Genomic DNA, 17,482 nt, shown 5'->3' with positions numbered 1-17,482 from the left:
GGAATCATTCTCATTATTGCCAGGTGCCATGCGCCCCGCGCCCTCCCGGGACGCCGGCGAGCCGGCGACGAGCTCCGACCAGGACCACGCCCACGATCGTCACGAGGAGGCCCGCGGCGCAGAGCGACGCCGTCGCGACGCCTGTGCGCGCCAGCGCGGCCGTCGGCGGGCCGGAGCTCGAGGCGCGGTCCGCTCGCGTGCCGTCCGAGACCAGGCCGGAACCGTTCGTCCCGTCCGTCCGAGCGACCACCGTGAGCGGGGTCCACCCCACGAGCGCGCCGTCAGGCTCCGTCACGGCGAGCCGATGCTCCCCCGGTGCCACGTCAGCGGGCAGGACGACCTCGTAGGACCCGTCGCCGTCGACCTGAGCCGTGCCGAGCGGCACCGGCTCGGAGAACAACCACGACGAGACGGTCGCGCCGGCGAACGCCACGTCGAGCGTCACCGGGACGGTGTCCCCAGGAGCGAACTCGCCCTCGACCCGCACGGTCCCGCGGTTCACCTCCGTGAGGTCACCCTCGCTCGGCGCCGCCGGCCCACCAGGGTCGGTCGGGTCGGCCGGGTCGGCCGGGTCGGCCGGGTCGGCCGGGTCGGCCGGGTCGGCCGGGTCGGCCGGGTCGGCCGGGCCCGCGGCGAAGTCGGCCGCGGTCATGCCGCAGTGCTGCTCGTCCGCGCGGCGGGCGTCGACACCGACGGCGAGGACCAGCGTGCCGCCGTCCGCCGCGCCGGGCAACGGGGTGCCCGACGCGTCGAGCCCGGTCTGCGTCATGTCGAGGCAGTAGACGCCCGCAGCGTCGAAGGTCCACGTGGCGTGCGCGTGCTCGGCGTACGTCAGAGTGGTGCGGTCGGCGTCGAGCAGCACGCGCGGAGCACCCCAGTCGTCGCCGGCCGAGTCGTACAGCGTGAACGCGCCCGGTGCCCGGACGTCGTCGAGGTCCCAGCGGACCGACGCCGCGCCGGAGCCGTCCGGCACCTCGAGGTTCCACCCGGGCCACACGAGGTCGGTCTGCGGGCTCTCAGGGAGGAGCCACACCGGGTCGCCGGGCTCACCCAGAAAGGCGTAGGCCGGATCGGCCGGAACCTGCCGGCGGGCGGCATCGGGAACGTCGAGCACCACCTCGGCGAGGTCGTGCTCGACCGACGGGACCGCCGAGTCGTCGCGAACCACGGTCTCCAGCGTCGGGCCCACCGAGCCAGCGGCGCCCGTCACCCGGGCGAGCAGGTCGACGTGGCCGCTGCGCAGGACCGTACGGTCGGTGACGGGCCATCCCGGGTCCGTCGGGTCCGTCGGGTCGGTCGGGTCGGTCGGGTCGGTCGGGTCCGTCGGGTCCGTCGGGTCCGTCGGGTCCGTCGAGTCGCACGGCTCCACGCTCCCCGGGTCGACACCCGCCGCGACGGTCAGGGTGGTGGTCACGCCGACGGACGGTCCCGCTGCGGTCGTGCCGGCCAGGGTCGTCGTGACGCAGTACCGTCCTGCGTCGGAGAAGCTCCAGCGCAGCAGGTTGGCGGCGCCCGGAACGACGGTCGCCGACGATGCCGGGTAGTCGGGGTTCGTCGCGAGCAGCGGACCCTTGTGCCCGGGCACGAGGGACTGCCACTCGTCGACGACGAGGAACGTCCCCGGACCGTCGACGTGGTCGAGCGTCCACGTGAGGGCGCCGTCGAACGCGCTGGGGTCGAGGTCGGCGAGGTCCAGGCTCAGGTCGTTCGACGCCGCTGACTGGCCGCGCAGCTCGTAGCCGCGCACGAAGGGCTCCTCGGCGTCGCGCCAGTCCTCCCGCAACCACTCGACGCTCAGGCTCTGCACCGTGTCGCCGGTCCCGACGACGACGCCCGCCAGGTCGTGCCGCACACCCGACGACGCGCGGTCGCCCTCCACGAGGGAGAGGTCCAGCCCGGCGTCCGTCAGGTGGGGCGTGAGGTGCGCGAAGTGCACGTGCTCGAGGTAGCGGGGCTCATCGATCACCGCCTGACCTCCGGCCGGCGCCGCGGCCGGGGCGACGACGTGGCTGACGGTGCGGTCGACCTCCGCCTGCAGACAGGTCGGGGCGGAGGTGGGGTCGTAGGAGGTGCCCCCGACCACGAACGTGAGCACGGTGTCGTCATCGACGGGCGTGCCGTCGGTCTCGGTGGCGTCGGCCGTCAGACGCACGCAGTACGTCCCTGGTGCCGTGAAGTCCCAGCTCAGGTGCTTGTGCGCGAGACTCGTCGGGAGAGCCTGGTGCGCCTGTGGCAGCCCTTGCTTCGTCGAGAAGTACGGGGCCGCGCCCGACCGGACGAACGCCTCGTCGGCGCCGAGGAAGAAGTCGCCCGGTGCAGTCCTGCCGTCGAGGCCGGTGACGGACTCGACGCGCAGGTTGGGCAGCCGCTCGTAGTCCGACGCATCAAAGTGCTCGGACGCGAGACCGAGCCAGGCGATACGCGGCTTCGGCTGTTTCGGCAGCCGGTAGATCGGGTGGCCCGCGGGGGCGAGGAACGTCGAGTCCGCCGACGCCGTGGGCTCGGGGACGGTGATGCGCGCCGCGTCGGGCACGTGCACGACCGTCGTGGCCGGCTCGTGCCACGTCTCCCACGACGTGGTGGACTCGCGCAGCAGCAGCCGCAGCGCGTCGTCGCCAGGTCGCAGCGAGAGATCGGTGTGCGTCGGGGGCAGCACCATGTTGTTGCGCGGGTCCGTCGGATCGGTCGGGGCCGTGGGATCCGTCGGGTCCGTGGGATCCGTGGGATCCGTCGGGTCCGTGGGATCCGTCGGGTCCGTCGATCCCTCGCACTCCGCCGTGGCGACGTCGGGCACGTCGCCCACCGCGACACGCAGCACCACGGGGTCGGACTCCACGGTCTCACCGCCCTTCGTCGAGATCGAGGTGCGCAGGTGCAGGCAGTGCAGACCGAGCTCGGTGACGATCATCGAGTCCTCGACCCGCTCGAAGCCGCCGGGACTCTGCACGGACTGCGAGACCTCGCCGGCGAGACCGTGGGCGGCGTACCACCGCGACGCCACGATCGGCAGGACCGTGGAGAACGGCCCCGTGCTCGTGAACGCGACCACTCCGGGCCCGTCGGCGTCGTCGATCGACCAGGCCACACCACCGGTGACGACGTCCGCCTTGGGGACCTCGCGCGGGCTCAGGACGACGGACACCGCGCTCGACGTGTCCGACGGAGACTTCGCAAAGTACTGCGTCCCCCAGACGGTCGTCCCGGCCGGGCCCAGCGGCTCCCACCCTCGCCCCTCGACGAGGGCGCCCTGGACCGGTTCCGGCACCGAGATGACGACGTCGTCCGCGTCGTGCCAGCTCTCCACTCCGTCGGCGCGCGTACCGAGCTGCGCGGCGTGACCGATCCGCACGCCCGGCTCGCCGTCGGCGTAGGTCGCGCTGACGAAGACGACACCCGCGTCGAGCACCGTGCGCGAGACCGGGGCAGTGTCGTCCGTTCCCGTCTCCGGCTGGGCCTGCGCCTGGGCTGCCGCCAGGGGCAGGGCGAGCCCTGCTGCGAGCGCCCCCGCCACGACGACGCGCCGTCGTGCCGTCCGTCCTGTGCGGCGCGATCGCCTCGTGGTCTGTCGTCTCACTGGTCCGGGTCCTCGTCCTGTTCTGGGTGTGAATCTGGCTGCGGGGAACGCCCTGCGGACGTGCGTGCGGACGGGCCGCGCGCCCCGTCCGCACGCACGCACGTCAAGAGCTCTTGAGCGGGAGCTCCTCGGACGTCGCCCACGGGACGTTGTCGACGCTCACGTCGAAGGTGAGCACGTAGGTGCCGGTCGTGGCGAAGCTCCACGAGGCGTCCTCGTGGTCGCCGGCTCCCAGGACGACGGAACCGGACGCCCCCGCGCCGCTCGACGTGAAGGAACCGGCCGCACTCGTGGCCGACAGCGACGTGCCCGTGCTCGACGCACCCAGGGCGTTCGCCGTGAACTCGACCTCGGCGAGGTCGCACGTCGCGCCCTCCTCGACGGCGAGGCCGATCGCGGGACCGCTCGCCCCTCCGCCGGTGAACGACAGCCAGTCACCGGCCGGCAGCTCGACGTGCGTGCCGCCGACGTGCTCGTGGACGTGCACGTGCACGTCGGCCACGTCGCCGGTCGAGTCGCACTCGATCTCGGCGGCCACGTCGAAGTGGCCCGTCGACCGGTCCGCCGCCGCTGCCGGCCCGGCGAGCGCTGCGGACAGACCCACCGTCAGCACCGTCGCCCCGAGCATCGCCGCGCCCGTCCGGACGCCCCCTGCCGTTCGCATCGAACGCATAGTCGTCTCCTTGTCCAGCCCGCCCACTGTGAGCGGTGTGTCGATAATGGTTCTCATTCTGATTGCGCGCAAGCGATGTGCCCCGGCATCCCACGTGCTGGACGGGATCGCGAGCCGTCGCCATGAGAAGGAGGCAGCGCGCATGCGATGTGGCCACGCATGCGATTTGGCCATGAGAACAATTATCAGTATCTTCACGACGTGCTTCATCAGCTCCGGCGCCCCGCCGCAGGCACCGCACCGCCGGTCCGACGCCAGGACGCTCGACGTCCGCTCGCCCGCCGAGCCGTCCTGCTCAGCACCGTCCTCGCGACCGCAGCACTGCTGCTCGTCGTCATCTCGTGCGCGGCGGGGTCTGTCGCGGTCACGCCGGCACAAGCCGCGCAGATCGTCCTCGGGCACCTGCTCCCGGGGATGTCGTGGATGAGCGACGGGTCGTTGACGCCGTTGCAGGACCAGGCGGTGTGGCAGTTCCGCCTGCCACGCGTGCTCCTGGCAGGTCTGGCCGGTGCCGGCCTCGCGCTGGCCGGCGCGCTCATGCAGGTGACCGTGCGCAACCCCTTGGCCGAGCCGTCCATCCTCGGGGTCTCGTCGGGTGCGAGCGTCGGAGCGGTCCTCGTCATCGTGCTCGGGTCGGCCGCCGTCGGCGGGCTCTCGCTGAACGTCGCGGCGTTCGCCGGGGCGCTGGTGGCCTGCGCGTGCGTCGCGGCGCTGGCCCGCAAGGACGGCACCCTGTCGCCGACCCGCATGATCCTGTCCGGCGTCGCGCTGGGCAGCCTCTTCAGCGCGATCACCAGCTACCTGACGATCTCCACCGACGCGCAGAACGTCGTGAGCGTCCTGTTCTTCCTCCTCGGCAGCGTCTCGGCGGCGACGATGACGAGCCTCGTCGGGCCGGCCGTCGCGCTCGTGGTGGGGTGCGTCGTGGCGGCGACCTTCTCGCGATCGCTCAACGCCCTGCTCACCGGTGACGAGTCGGCCGCCTCGCTCGGCGTGGACGCCACGAGGCTGCGGGGCGGGCTGCTCGTCGTCGCGTCGCTGCTCACGGGGACCGTCGTGTCGGTCGCGGGCGGCATCGGCTTCGTCGGGCTCGTCGTGCCGCACGTCGCGCGCATCGTCGTCGGCTCCGACCATCGCCGCATGCTGCCCGTGACCGTGCTCGGGGGTGCGGTGTTCCTCATGGCGGCGGACCTGCTCGCGCGCACGGTCGCCGCTCCGACCGAGATCCCGCTCGGCATCCTGACCGCGTTCGTCGGCGCACCGTTCTTCCTGTGGCTCATGCGCCGTGACGGCGCCCAGCGGGCGGGGTTCGGCCGATGAGGGTGGAGATCGACGGGGTCGGCGTCACGCTCGGTGGCCGCGAGGTCGTGCGCGGTGCGTCGCTCGTCGTCGAGCCTGGCGAGGTCGTCGGTCTCGTCGGGCCGAACGGCAGCGGCAAGTCCTCCCTGCTGCGGACCGTGTACCGGGCCGTGCGCCCGAGCACCGGCACGGTACGCGTCGACGGCGACGACGTGCGCGCGCTGAGCCCGCGCGAGGCCGCCCGCCGGGTCGCGGTCATGCTGCAGGACCCGCGCACGGAGTTCGACCTCGACGTGCACGAGACCGTGCTGCTCGGCCGTGGCCCGCACCACGCGTCGTTCGGCCGCGACACCGCGGAGGATCTCGCGATCGTCGACGAGGCGATGCGTCGCACCGAGGTCGACGACTTGGCCGACCGTATGGTCGCGACGCTCTCCGGAGGGCAGCGGCAGCGCGTCATGCTCGCGCGCGCCCTGGCACAGCGCAGCTCCGTCCTCGTGCTCGACGAGCCCAGCAACCACCTCGACGTCAGCCACCAGCACGACCTGATGAGCACCGTGCGCGGCCTCGGACGCACCGTGATCGCCGCGCTGCACGACCTCAACCTCGCCGCGCAGTACTGCGACCGCGTCGTCGTGCTCGCCGAGGGCCGTGTCGTCGCCGACGGCCCACCCGGCGTCGTCCTGACCCCCGACCTCGTCCGTGCGACGTTCGCGGTCGACGTGCGCGTGCTCGGCGACCCGCCGGTGTTCGCGTTCTCACCCCTGCCCCGCGCCACGGCGCGCACTCCCGACCGCACCACCGTCCTCCGAGCAGAGAGCACGCACCCATGACGACGCCCCACGCCCCCGGACCATCGCACGCCGCGCCTCGGCGACCGTCCTCGCCGCCGCACTCCTGGCCGGCTGCGGCCAGTCGGTCACGGCCGACCCGCCGGCGGGGAGCGGCGCCGGTGACGACACCGCACCGACTCCGGTGACCTTGGAGAACTGCGGCCGCGAGGTCGTGCTCGAGGAGGTGCCGACGGCGGTGGTCGGGATGCACCCCGCGCAGACCGAGCTGCTGCTGCGGCTGGGTCTGGCCGATCGCCTGGCCGGGCAGGCACAGGCGGGGGCGCAGGCCCTGCCTGAGGACGTCGCGGGCCTCGCGCGGGACGTGCCGGAGCTCGGAGACGTGATGCCACCTGCGCGCGAGGACCTTCTCGCCGTGGGGCCCGACTTCGTGTACTCGCCCACGACGTACGAGTTCACCGCCGAGCAGGGTTTCGCGAGCCTGGAACAGCTCGAGCAGGCCGGGGCCGCGGTGTACGTCGCGACGGGAGGGTGCGCCGAGCGACGGATGTCGGCCGAGGTGACGGACCTGTTCACCGACCTCGAGAACCTCGGGGAGATCTTCGAGGTGCAGGACGCCGCCGCCGGGCTCGTCGAGCAGAGCCAGGCCGAGCTCGACGGCGTCGAGGCGGCCGTCGTCGACGTCGAGCCGCTGCGGGTCGCGCAGGTGTACGTCGAGGGCACGACGCTGTCCGCGATCGGCGCGGGCGTGGAGCACGACATCCTGCGCCGAGCCGGCGCGGACAACGTCTACACGCCCGACCAGCCCGCCTTCGCCGACTTCTTCGCGGCGACGATCACCCCCGAGTCGCTCGCAGCCGAGCAGCCCGACGCGCTCGTGTTCGCCGTCTACGACGACGCGCACGAGGCCGCGACCCGCGAGTACCTGACCACGTCCTTTCCGGACATGCCCGCGGTACGGGAGGACCGTCTCGTCGCCGTGTCGACCGCCGACGTCTTCCCGGGCACGCTCGGCAACGTCTCGGTGGTGCGCCAGATCGCCGAGCAGCTCTACCCCGACGCGTTCTGAGGTGCTTCACCGGCGGCTCCTCCATCTCGCGGGCGCGGTCCCGGGTGCGATCGCCGCCCTGGCCGCGCTCGGCGTCGCGCTGTGCGCGCTGCACGTCGCGTTCGCGGTCTGCGCGGGCGCGGCGGTCGGGGCCGTCGTCAGGGGCGAGCAGCAGGTGCTGCCGTTCCTCGCGGCCCTCGCCGTGCTCGCCGCGGCGCGCGCGGTCGTCGTCTGGGCGCAGGAACCGCTCGCCGCGCGCGTCGGGGTGGGCGTGCGGGCGAGGCTGCGCGCCCGCCTCCTGCACCAGCTGCACGCCGTCCCCGCGGCCGAGCGCCGCTCCGGGCAGACCGCGGCGACCGTGCTCGACGGCGTGGACGGGATCGACGCGTACTGCACCCGCTACCTGCCCCAGCTCGTGGTCACAGCGGTCGTCCCCGTCGGCGTCGTCCTTCTCGTGGGGACGTACTCGCCCGCTGCCGCGGGTGTTCTCGCCGGCTCGGCTGCCGTCGCCGTGCTCCTGCCCCGCCTGGGCGACGCACGCCTCGTGCGCCACGGACGCCTGCGCTGGCAGCGGTTCGAGGAGCTCGCGGGCGACTACGTCGAGGCGCTGCAGTCGATCCCGCTCCTGCGCTCCTTCGGCGCGTCCGGACGAGTCGGCGACCGGCTCGGGGAGCGAGCCGAGGCGCTGCGCACGTCCACCATGGACCAGCTGCGCCGGTCCCTCGTCGACACCGGGATCGGAGTCCTCGCGATGCAGCTCGGGGTCGTCCTCGCCGTCGTGGTCGCGCTCGTCGACGCCGCCCGCGGCACGCTGCCCGTCGCCGGTGCGATCACCGTGATGCTGCTCGCCCGGGAGTGCTTCCGTCCCGTCACGGACCTCGCCCGGCACTGGCACGCCGGCTACCTCGGGCTCACCGCCGTCGACGGGTTCGACCGGCTGCTGTCCGCACGGGCGACGGTGACCGACGACGGCACCCGGTCGCGGCCCGCCCCCTTCCCCGCGGCGGTCGCGCTCGAGCAGGTGTCGTACCGCTACCCGGGCACCGACGTCGGCGTCACCGACGTCACCCTGCGCATCGCCCCCGGGGAGACGGTCGCGCTCGTCGGCCCGTCGGGCTCCGGCAAGAGCACGCTCGTCCGGCTGCTGGAGCGCGACGTCGACCCCGACCGGGGCACCGTCCGCGTGGGCGAGACGGACCTGCGCGCCTACGACCGCGCGGCCCGTGCGCGCAGCGTCGTCGTGGTGCCGCAGGATCCCGCACTGTTCGCCTGGACCGTGGCGGACAACCTCCGCCTGTACCGCCCGGACGCGACCGACGCGGAGCTCGCGGACGCCGCGCGCGCCGCCGAGGTGCACGACGTGCTGCTCGCCCTGCCGCAGGGGTACGCCACGGTCCTCGCGGAGGACGGCGCCCAGCTCTCGGGCGGGCAGCGCCAGCGCCTCGCCGTGGCGCGCGCGCTCGTCTCCCGGGCACCCGTGCTGGTGCTCGACGAGGTGACCTCCGCGCTCGACCCCGACACCGAGCGACGCCTCGTGGGCGCCCTCGCCGGACGGGACGGGCACCGCACGACGATCATCGTCGCGCACCGAGCGGGCGCGTGCGCCCACGCCGACCGGTGGGTCGCGCTCGAGGGCGGCCGGGTGGCGGGCTCCGGGGACGGGCCGCCCTCGGAGCGCGTGCTCGCGGGAGTCGGCCGATGAGGCCCGTGCTGCGGATGCTCCCCGTCGTGGCCACCCACCGACGGCTCTTCGTCGAGACCGTCGTGTGGAACGTCGTCGCCCAGGTCGCCGTCCTGGCGATCGTCCTCTGGCTCGCGGCGATCGTCGGGCGGGCAACCGCGGGTGAGACGCCCCGCCTCGGGCCCACCACCGTCGGGCTCGCGGCACTCTGCCTCGTCGCCGCAGGTGCGGCCTGGCGCGAGTCGTGGGTGTCGCACGACCTCGCCTACCGGCTCATCGGCGTCCTGCGGGGACGGGTCTTCGACGCGCTGCGCCGCGCGCTGCCGTCGCGGACGCACCACCGGCACTCCGGCGACCTGGCCACGACGGTCGTCACCGACATCGAGACCCTCGAGTGGCTCTACGCGCACACGATCGCCCAGACGCTCGGCGCCGGGCTCGTCCTCGCCGTCAGCGCGGCGGCATCGGCGGCTATCAGCCCGCTGCTGCTGCTCGTGTGGGTCCCGCTCCTCGTCGTCGGGGTCGCGGTCCCCCTCGCCACGGCCCGGCGCGCCCGACGCGACGGCGATGCGCTCGCCGAGGGCACCGCGCTGCTGCGCACGCAGGTGCTCGACACCGTCCGCGGCCTGCGGGAGCTCGCCGGTGCCGACGCCCTCGAGGCCCAGCTCGACCGGGTGACCGGGAGCACCCGCGAGCTCGGCCGCCTCCAGGTCCGCGACGCCTCCCGCGTCGGGAGCGAGCGCAGCATCGGCGACCTGCTGTTCGCGGGTGCCGCGCTCGGCGCGCTCGTCATCGCGCTCCTGGGACGGGACAGCGTCGCGCCTGCCGACGTCCCCCTCGCCCTGGCCGTCGCCGTCGCCGGGCTCGGGCCGGCCGCGCAGATCGCCGACCTGTTCCGCAACGCCGGCACGCTGCGTGCGTCGGCCGAGCGGATCACGGACGTGCTCGACCTCCCGTCCGCCGTCGCGACGGACGTCGGGGAGGAGCCCGGCCGGCGGGAGCGGTCACCCGTCGAGGAGGAGAGCGGTCTCGTGCTCGACGCCGTGTCCTTCTCCTACGACGGTGCGCGGCCCGTCCTCGACCAGTTCTCGTTGCACGTGCGACCCGGGGAGATCGTCGCGCTCACCGGACCGTCCGGTGCGGGCAAGACGACGGCCGCCCGGCTCGTGCTACGGCTCTGGGACCCCGACACCGGTGCCGTCCGCGTCGACGGGACCGACGTCCGGGACCTGCCCGACGAGGCCCTGCGCGGACTCGTCGCCGTCGTTCCGCAGTCGTCCCCGCTGCTGCGCGGCACCGTGCGGTCCAACATCGTCCTCGGCGACCCCTTCGCCCCGGAAGAGGTCGTCGAGCGGGCCGCACGCGACGCCGGGCTGCTGCGCGCCGACGTCGGGCTGCCACAGGGCCTCGACACTCCCGTCGGCGAGCACGGCCAAGGCCTCTCCGGGGGTCAGCGCGCCCGCGTCGCCATCGCGCGTGCCCTGCTGCGCGACCCGCGGGTGCTGGTCCTCGACGAGGCGACCGCATCGCTCGACCACGGGGCCGACGCCGCCATCATGGAGCTGCTCGCCGCCTCTCCGACCCGCGCCACGCTCGTCGTCGCGCACCGACGCGCAACCGTCGACGCCGCCGATCGCGTGGTCCACCTCGACGTCGGCCCTGACTGGTCGTCCGGCCTCCCCCGCCCTCGTCGATGACGAGACCCCGCGCCGCCGCGGCAGGCGTCACGGCGGGGCCCAGGACGAGTGCGTACGCGCGCCACCCTTCGGACCTCAGCCCTGGCGAGCCTTCCAGCGCGGGTTGGCCTTGTTGAGGACGAACGTCTTGCCGTGCCGGCGCACGACCTTCGCCCCGGGCTTGTCCTTGAGCGAGCGCAGGGAGGCGCGGACCTTCATCGCGCGCCCCCGCCCTGCGTGCCGCGAGCGCCGTAGCGCTGGCGGAACCTCTCGACGCGGCCCGCGGTGTCCACGACGCGCTGGTTGCCCGTGTAGAACGGGTGGCTCGCGCTCGAGACCTCGACGTCGACGACGGGGTAGGTGTTGCCGTCGGTCCACGTGATCGTCTCCCGCGGGACGCCAGGGCCCTGCGGGTGGTCGCCCGCGAGGGTCGAGCGCGTGAGGAACGCGAAGTCGGCGGACTTGTCGCGGTAGACGACGGGGCCGTACTCGGGGTGGACGGTCTTCTTCACGGTGCTCTCCTTGCTGACCATCAGCGCTCCTCGCGGAAGTCGACGTGGCGGCGGGCCACGGGGTCGAACTTGCGGAGCACCAGACGGTCGGGGTCGTTGCGGCGGTTCTTGCGGGTGACGTAGGTGAAGCTGGTCCCAGCGGTGGACCGGAGCTTGATCACCGGGCGGACGTCAGTACGGGTAGCCATCAGTGCTTCTCCCCTCGGGTGACGATCGCGCCACGGCGGCGTCGATCCTCTGGCGGACAGCGCGTGAGCGACAGCGTGAGGCTAGATAGTGAGAATCATTCTCGTCAAGCCTCGCCGCTGGTCCGTTATCGAGAACAGTTCTCAGGGGTGGTTTGTTCCGGCCGACGAGGACCGGCCAGGATCGGGGGATGGATCGATCCACCCTCGTGCGCCTGGCGCACTCCGAGCACCCGATCGCGTCGCCGCTGAGCGATGCCCGCGTCGAAGGCCTGCTCGACCGGACGACGGGCGGCCGACGGAGCGTCCTCGACCTCGGGTGCGGTGACGGCACGTGGCTGCTGCGGGCGCTCGGCCGGGAACCCGGCCTCACCGCGGTAGGCGTGGACACGTCCGACGTCGGGTTCGCCGAGACGCTGGCCAAGGCCGCCGCTGCCGCGGGCGTGGCGGACCGGCTGACGCTGGTCCAGGGCGACGCCCGGCAGTACGTGAGCGAGGCGCCGTTCGACGCGGTGCTCAGCGTGGGCGCGGCGTACGCGTTCGGCGGCCTCCGACCCACGCTCGACGCCGCCCGCGGCCACCTCGCCACCGACGGGCTGCTCCTGCTCGGCGACTGCTTCTGGCCCGCGCCCCCGACAGCGGCCGTCCTCGACGGCCTCGGTGGCGCCTCGGCGGACGAGTACCTCGACCTGCCCGGCACCGTCGACCTCGTGACGCGGCACGGGTGGGCGACGGTGCACGGGCACGTCAGCACGCAGGAGGAGTGGGACGACTACGACTGGGCCTGGACCGGGGCACCCGCCCGCTGGGCGGTCGAGAACCCAGGCCACCCCGAGGCGCGTGAGGTGCTCGCCGAGGTCGAGAAGCACCGCGACGGCTGGCTCCACGGGTACCGCGGCGGTCTCGGGTTCGTCACGCTGGTCCTGCACCCGGGCCGGGCGACCGTCACGCGTCCCTGCCGATCTGTCCACCGGTAGCGTCGGAGCTCCGAGGTCCGAGGGGCAGACCCTGCCCTACCGCCCCACTACCTGGGTTGAGACCCGCACTCGGTTCGTCGCCTGGGAAGACACGGCTCTCTCGCCGCAGACTCATGGGCGCGTTCCTCCTCTCCGCCAGGTCCGCGAGGTTACGGATGAGCGCGGTCTCTCCGTCGGCGCGCCAGACGAGGGCCCACCGCGCGAGTGGGGCGTCGGTGATCGGAACGAAGCGGATGTCAGGGAAGACGAAGTACTTTTCGGCGTGCTGGTGGACTGGGCAGACCGCTCGGCCGGACGCGATCAGGGGCGGGATCTCGTGGAAGGTGCGGGCGCGGGCGCCGCGGTGGATGGGCCGACCCGCGGGAGTCGTGCGCGGCAGCACCGTCTCCATCCAGTAGCCCGGCGCGGTCGGACCGGTATCGGGGACGGTGCGGTCGGCGAGGTCCTCGATGGTGACCGCCGCGCGGGAAGCGAGGTCGCTGGTGTGGTTCACGGCGAGGACGAGGTGCTCGCTGAGGACGACAGGACCCACGGTGAGGTCCGGCTCGCGGACCGGCAACCACACCACAACCACGTCGACGTCATGCGACCGCAGAACGGTGAACGGGTCGCCGAAGTGGATCTCGGCGAACTCGAGCGTGCCACCGGGATTACCCGCAGTGAACTGGTCGGCCAGCGGACCCAGCTCGCTGGCCAGCGCTCCCATCACGCCGACCCTCAGCGTGCCCGACGGGGTTCGGGCGGCCCGTGTGGCTTCTGAGACGCCGGCCTGGATCAGGTCGTACCCCGCCTTCAGGTCCTCACGCAGTCGGATGCCGATCGGGGTCAACCGGACGGTGCGGCTCGTGCGCTCGAACAGCAACGTGCCGATGCGGCGCTCCTGGGCCTTGATCGCTTGGCTCACGCGCGACTGCGTGACATGCAGCTTCTCCGCCGCGCGGCCGAAGTGCAGCGTGTCGGCCACCGTGAGAAAGATCTCGATGTCTCGCAGTTCCATGAGCACCTTCATTCGATTACCCCGAGGTCATCGAATGCTAGTCAGGTTGTCGTTGATCGCCGAGCAGGCAACCGCAAGGCTGGTGGCCGGCGCCGCCCGCCCCGCGGCTCCGGCGCCACCGACACGCGATGAGGAGAGCTTCATGACGCAGGACCTGCCGAACATGACCGTGCCGTGGACCGGTCTGGTTCCGGTCGACGACACCCACCTGTACACCGAGGACACCGGCGGCCCAGGGATCCCGATCCTGTACTGCAACGGCCAGTTCGCCACGATGGGGAACTGGAAGCGCGTTGTTGCTGTCCTGGGCCCCGGGTTTCGGCATATCACCTTCGACGAGAGGGCTCGCGGGCGCCGGTCGGGAACGTCGTCGGATTACTCCTTCGAGGCCGCCGTGCGCGACGTCGACGCCGTGCTGGCAGCACGCTGTGTGGACCGGGCGCTGGTGGTGGGCTGGTCCTACGGTGCGTTCGTCGCCGCGCACTGGGCGAGCCGGAACCCAGCACGCGCGCTCGGCGCGGTCCTGGTCGAGGGCGCACAGCCGCACGACTGGCTCGACCAGGCCATGGAGCAGCGGATCCGCAAGCTGTTTCGGCTCATGGCCCCGATCACCGTGCTGCTGCGCCCCACCGGGCTCACCCCGCGGATGACGCCGGCCCAGCAGGCCGAGTCCAACATCGAGCTGGGCCGGCTCGCGCGCGAGCGTGCGCTGGCACCCGTGCTGGATGCCATCACGGTCCCCACGCGCTTCGTGGTCGCGTCGGGCACGTCGCTGGGGAGCAAGGGCGATGAGCAGGAGCGCATCCGGGCCAGCCTCGACGCCGTCGTGGCCCGCAATCCGAACCTCACATTGAGCGCGAAGGTTGCCAGCAACCACGACCACATCCTCCGCAAGGACTTCACGGCAGTCGCCGACGCCGTTCGGGAAGTGGCGCGCCTGCACACCACGACGGAGCGATGACCGCCAGATGACGAAGCTCGCAGTGCTGTCCGACATCGACTGCCGACGCCCCCTTGAACCGCCTCTTGCCCCCGGGTGCGTGACCGGCGCTCCGCACCCGATGGGAGAGGAAGCAGACCCCCGTCTCCCACTAACTACGAGCTGAGAAACCCTACTCACCGGCTACTGACCGATCACAGAACCACGCCATCGAGCGTTGCGACTCACAGCACGCCGCACTGCTCTGCACCTTCCCGGCTACGAGAGCGTCGCCGTCGCCGATAGGGTCCAGGCCGCCGGAACCGGCTGGTCGCCCCTGACGTCAGCGCGGTCGGTGAACAAGCGCCTCAGCCGGCGACGCGGCGGACGAGCTCGTCGACGCGGCGGTCGTGGTTCTCCGGCGAGAAACGGCCGGCGCGCTGCAGCGTCGCGACGCCGTGCATCGCTCCCCACATGACCTCCGCGGCAGTGGGGAGATCGGTCGGCGCCTCGTCGAGGGCACGGAGCACGTCGACGATCGCGTCGAACCCCGCCTGCATCGAGCGCGGGGTCTCCGGGGACGCGAAGGGTGCCGCGATCGGCAGGGAGAACATCGCCTCGTACGTCGCGGGGTGGCGCGCGGCGAAGTCGAGGTACGCCGTCACGAGCGCCCGCACACGGTCGACGCCGGTCGCGTCGTGGCCGGCCCCGGGCCGCACGGCCAGGGCCACCGCCAGCTCCTCGAAGCCGACGAGCGCGACGGCGGTGACGATCTGCGACCGGCCCTCCGGGAAGTGCCCGTAGAGCACGGGTTGGCTGTAGCCGATCGCGTCCGCGAGCCGTCGGGTCGTCACGGACTCCCACCCCTGGTCCTCGGCGAGGGCACGGGCCGCTGCCACGATCCGCTCCTCCCGCTCCGCGAGGCGACGTGCCTTGTGCGCTGCTCCGGGTGTCGTCATGAGGCCATCCTAGCGTCGCTAGATTTTCGGTGCTACGTTTCCTAGCGGCGCTAGATGGCCTCGAAACGGATGGAGATGGACATGGACTGGTTGCCGATCGTCGCAGTGGTGGTCGTCGGGCTCATGGTGGGCGTCGAGGCGTCGGTGGCGTTCGTCGTCAACCCGATCGTCGACCGCCTGCCCGCCAACATGGGCATCCTCGCGCGCGCCGACGGCGGGCGGATGCTCGGGCGCGCGATGCCGTTCTGGTACTTCGGGTCGCTCGCGCTCACTGCCGTCTCGGCGCTGCTCCTTCCGGCCGCCGCCTGGGCGGCCTGGACAGCCGCCGCCCTCCTGGCACTGAGCATCGTCCTGTCGATCGCGGTCCTCGTCCCCATCAACAACCGCGGGAAGACGTGGACCCCCGAGACGGCACCGGCCGACTGGCGCGAGCAGGCGGGCCGCTGGGACCGGTACCACCTCGTCCGGATCGCGCTCCTCGTCGCCGCGTTCGCGCTGCTGACCGTCGCGGTCGCGGCCTGAGCACTCGGCGGGAGGCGCACGGAAGACGACGAACCGGTGGCGATCCGCCGCGAGAGCTCCCCCCAGCGAAGCTCTCGTCGCGGACCGCCACCGGTCCAGGTGTCGTCACGTGACCCGTCGTGACGACGTCCCCCACCAGTGCGAGAGGGAGGGTGCACTCGTTCGGGACGGCCGCATGGAGTGACCTGCATCACAGTATGTCCAGGGTCGCGGGAGCGCCCGCTCACGCGTCGTCGTCGGGTTCGGCGGGCCGAACCGCCCTCCGCTGCCTATCGTGACGAGCACCACACGACGAGAAGGGGCACGAGCGATGGTGAGCACGGGAGACGACCGGCGGTTGAGCACGATGCGACGTCGGGGGGTGGACGCCGTCGTCTGGGGGATCCCGGCGGTGAACTACGCGCTGATGCGCACCGCCGCCGAGCAGCTCGGGGCCGGGCCCAACCAGGTCGTGTACTGGTCGCGGCTCCTGGACTGGCACAACCAGACGCTGACGCCGAACCCGGACGCGATCTACTTCATGCCGTTCTACGACGTCAGCCAGGGCCCCGTCGTGCTCGAGATCCCCGCCGCGACCGACGACGGCGCCGCGATCATCGGCTCGGTCATGGACGGGTGGCAGGTGCCCCTGGAGGACGTCGGCAAGGCCGGCGTCGACCAGGGCGCCGGGGGGCGCTACCTGATCCTTCCTCCGGGGTACGACGACGACGTCCCGGAAGGCTTCATCCCGCTGCGGTCGGGCGTGCACGTCGGCTACGCCCTGCTGCGGTCCAGCATCGCGAGCAGCGAGGACTCCGACGTCGCGGCCGCCGTCGACTACGGCCGGACGATCGCGATGTACCCCCTGGCGCAGGCCGACGACCCCGGCGAGACGGTGTTCGTCGACGCAGCAGACGCGGACTTCGACGCGACCCTCACCTTCGATGTCACGTTCTTCGAGGTGCTCGACGGCTTCGTCCAGACCCAGCCCTGGCTGGAGCGCGACCGGGTCATGATCGACGTCCTCCGGTCGCTCGGCATCGACAAGGGCACGCCCTTCTCCCCCGACGACGCGGCGCGCACCGCGCTGTCCGAGGCGGCGGCCGAGGCCCGCGACTGGCTCGACGGCCAGTACGAGTCGTTCTTCGCCACGCCCTTCTTCCCCGGCACCGGATGGGCGCTGCCCGCCTCACCCGAGCTCGTCAAGGCGGCGGGCGCCGGGTTCACCGACCCCGACTCCTACCCCGTCGACGCCCGCGGCGGCGCGTACTACTGGGCGTTCTCCGGCATCAAGCACATGGGCGCCGGGCAGTTCTACCTGATGAGCATCCGCGACGCCGACGGCAACCCGCTCACCGGGAGCCGCCGCTATCGGCTGACGGTCCCGGCCGACCCGCCGGTCGAGCTCTACTGGTCCGCCACCGCCTACGACCGCGAGACGCACGCCCTCGTCCGCGAGGTGCCGTACGCGAGCCGGGCGTCCACCACGCCCGGCCTGCGCACGAACGACGACGGCTCGGTCGACCTCCACCTCGGCCCCACCCCGACCGACGGCGCCGAGGCCAACTGGCTGCCCACCCATCCCGACCGCGACCTCGAGGTCCTGGTCCGCTTCTACGGGCCGACCCCAGCCTTGTTCGAGAAGACCTGGACGCTCCCGGACATCGTCGCCCTCGACTGATCCTCGCTC

16 protein-coding genes are annotated in these 17,482 nt (G+C 72.8%); 9 read left to right on the top strand and 7 right to left on the bottom strand.

Going from position 1 to position 17,482, the window contains the following annotated elements:
• Positions 1–13: 13 nt before the first annotated feature.
• The gene (locus tag AC4H2H_RS06990) at positions 14–3,574 is read right to left on the bottom strand and encodes a choice-of-anchor M domain-containing protein (RefSeq protein ID WP_494370074.1); all 3,561 of its coding nucleotides are present in this window, start codon (positions 3,572–3,574) and stop codon (positions 14–16) included.
• Between the two features lie 103 nt (positions 3,575–3,677).
• Entirely contained in the window at positions 3,678–4,247 is a 570-nt protein-coding gene (locus AC4H2H_RS06985; RefSeq protein WP_494370073.1) for a hypothetical protein, read from the bottom strand.
• 201 nt (positions 4,248–4,448) lie between these two features.
• Here AC4H2H_RS06985 and AC4H2H_RS06980 point away from each other — a divergent pair, with 201 nt between their 5' ends.
• From AC4H2H_RS06980 to AC4H2H_RS06960, 5 genes are all read left to right on the top strand, one after another.
• Positions 4,449–5,567 (top strand): FecCD family ABC transporter permease, encoded by a 1,119-nt coding sequence (locus AC4H2H_RS06980; protein ID WP_494370072.1) that lies wholly within the window; start codon positions 4,449–4,451, stop codon positions 5,565–5,567.
• Positions 5,564–6,379 carry an ABC transporter ATP-binding protein gene (locus tag AC4H2H_RS06975; RefSeq protein WP_494370071.1) on the top strand — a complete coding sequence of 272 codons (816 nt, stop codon included), beginning with the start codon at positions 5,564–5,566 and terminating at the stop codon, positions 6,377–6,379. The genes AC4H2H_RS06980 and AC4H2H_RS06975 overlap by 4 nt, the downstream gene beginning before the upstream one ends.
• 142 nt (positions 6,380–6,521) lie before the next feature.
• Positions 6,522–7,406 carry an ABC transporter substrate-binding protein gene (locus AC4H2H_RS06970; RefSeq protein ID WP_494370070.1) on the top strand — a complete coding sequence of 295 codons (885 nt, stop codon included), beginning with the start codon at positions 6,522–6,524 and terminating at the stop codon, positions 7,404–7,406.
• A gap of 1 nt (position 7,407) precedes the next feature.
• Positions 7,408–9,087, top strand: coding sequence for an ABC transporter ATP-binding protein/permease (locus AC4H2H_RS06965; protein WP_494370069.1), 1,680 nt, complete (start codon positions 7,408–7,410; stop codon positions 9,085–9,087).
• 26 nt (positions 9,088–9,113) lie between these two features.
• The gene (locus AC4H2H_RS06960) at positions 9,114–10,763 is read left to right on the top strand and encodes an ABC transporter ATP-binding protein (RefSeq protein WP_494370068.1); all 1,650 of its coding nucleotides are present in this window, start codon (positions 9,114–9,116) and stop codon (positions 10,761–10,763) included.
• A 75-nt stretch (positions 10,764–10,838) separates the two neighbouring features.
• Here the strand turns inward: AC4H2H_RS06960 and ykgO are convergent, their stop codons facing one another.
• Genes ykgO through rpmG form a run of 3 tightly spaced genes read right to left on the bottom strand, consistent with a single transcriptional unit; the run spans position 10,839 to position 11,442 of the window.
• A complete protein-coding gene (gene ykgO, locus AC4H2H_RS06955; protein WP_021483271.1) occupies positions 10,839–10,961 on the bottom strand; it encodes a type B 50S ribosomal protein L36 in 123 nt (40 codons plus the stop codon).
• A complete protein-coding gene (locus AC4H2H_RS06950; protein WP_494370101.1) occupies positions 10,958–11,254 on the bottom strand; it encodes a type B 50S ribosomal protein L31 in 297 nt (98 codons plus the stop codon). The genes ykgO and AC4H2H_RS06950 overlap by 4 nt, the downstream gene beginning before the upstream one ends.
• Before the next feature lie 20 nt (positions 11,255–11,274).
• Positions 11,275–11,442, bottom strand: coding sequence for a 50S ribosomal protein L33 (gene rpmG, locus AC4H2H_RS06945; RefSeq protein WP_494370067.1), 168 nt, complete (start codon positions 11,440–11,442; stop codon positions 11,275–11,277).
• A 188-nt stretch (positions 11,443–11,630) separates the two neighbouring features.
• Between rpmG and AC4H2H_RS06940 the strand changes: the two genes are divergently transcribed.
• The gene (locus AC4H2H_RS06940; protein WP_494370066.1) at positions 11,631–12,416 is read left to right on the top strand and encodes an SAM-dependent methyltransferase; all 786 of its coding nucleotides are present in this window, start codon (positions 11,631–11,633) and stop codon (positions 12,414–12,416) included.
• Here the strand turns inward: AC4H2H_RS06940 and AC4H2H_RS06935 are convergent.
• Positions 12,385–13,413 (bottom strand): LysR family transcriptional regulator, encoded by a 1,029-nt coding sequence (locus AC4H2H_RS06935; protein WP_494370065.1) that lies wholly within the window; start codon positions 13,411–13,413, stop codon positions 12,385–12,387. The two genes, AC4H2H_RS06940 and AC4H2H_RS06935, sit on opposite strands and share 32 nt — an antisense overlap.
• Positions 13,414–13,555: 142 nt before the next feature.
• Here AC4H2H_RS06935 and AC4H2H_RS06930 point away from each other — a divergent pair, with 142 nt between their 5' ends.
• Entirely contained in the window at positions 13,556–14,374 is an 819-nt protein-coding gene (locus tag AC4H2H_RS06930) for an alpha/beta fold hydrolase (RefSeq protein ID WP_494370064.1), read from the top strand.
• Between the two features lie 326 nt (positions 14,375–14,700).
• On the opposite strand, the gene AC4H2H_RS06925 is transcribed toward AC4H2H_RS06930, so the two are convergent.
• A complete protein-coding gene (locus tag AC4H2H_RS06925) occupies positions 14,701–15,291 on the bottom strand; it encodes a TetR/AcrR family transcriptional regulator (protein ID WP_494370063.1) in 591 nt (196 codons plus the stop codon).
• A gap of 81 nt (positions 15,292–15,372) precedes the next feature.
• On the opposite strand from AC4H2H_RS06925, the gene AC4H2H_RS06920 reads away from it, so the two are divergent.
• Together AC4H2H_RS06920 and AC4H2H_RS06915 are read left to right on the top strand one after the other, a co-directional pair.
• Complete coding sequence (locus tag AC4H2H_RS06920) at positions 15,373–15,813, top strand: anthrone oxygenase family protein (RefSeq protein WP_494370062.1); 441 nt, start codon at positions 15,373–15,375, stop codon at positions 15,811–15,813.
• A 313-nt stretch (positions 15,814–16,126) separates the two neighbouring features.
• Positions 16,127–17,473 (top strand): DUF1214 domain-containing protein, encoded by a 1,347-nt coding sequence (locus tag AC4H2H_RS06915; RefSeq protein ID WP_494370061.1) that lies wholly within the window; start codon positions 16,127–16,129, stop codon positions 17,471–17,473.
• Positions 17,474–17,482: the final 9 nt, after the last annotated feature.

The organism is Cellulosimicrobium sp. BMG9.22, from assembly GCF_059159975.1.
The sequence above is the reverse complement of the archived record's forward strand: the minus strand, read 5'-3'. Positions and strand labels throughout refer to the sequence as shown.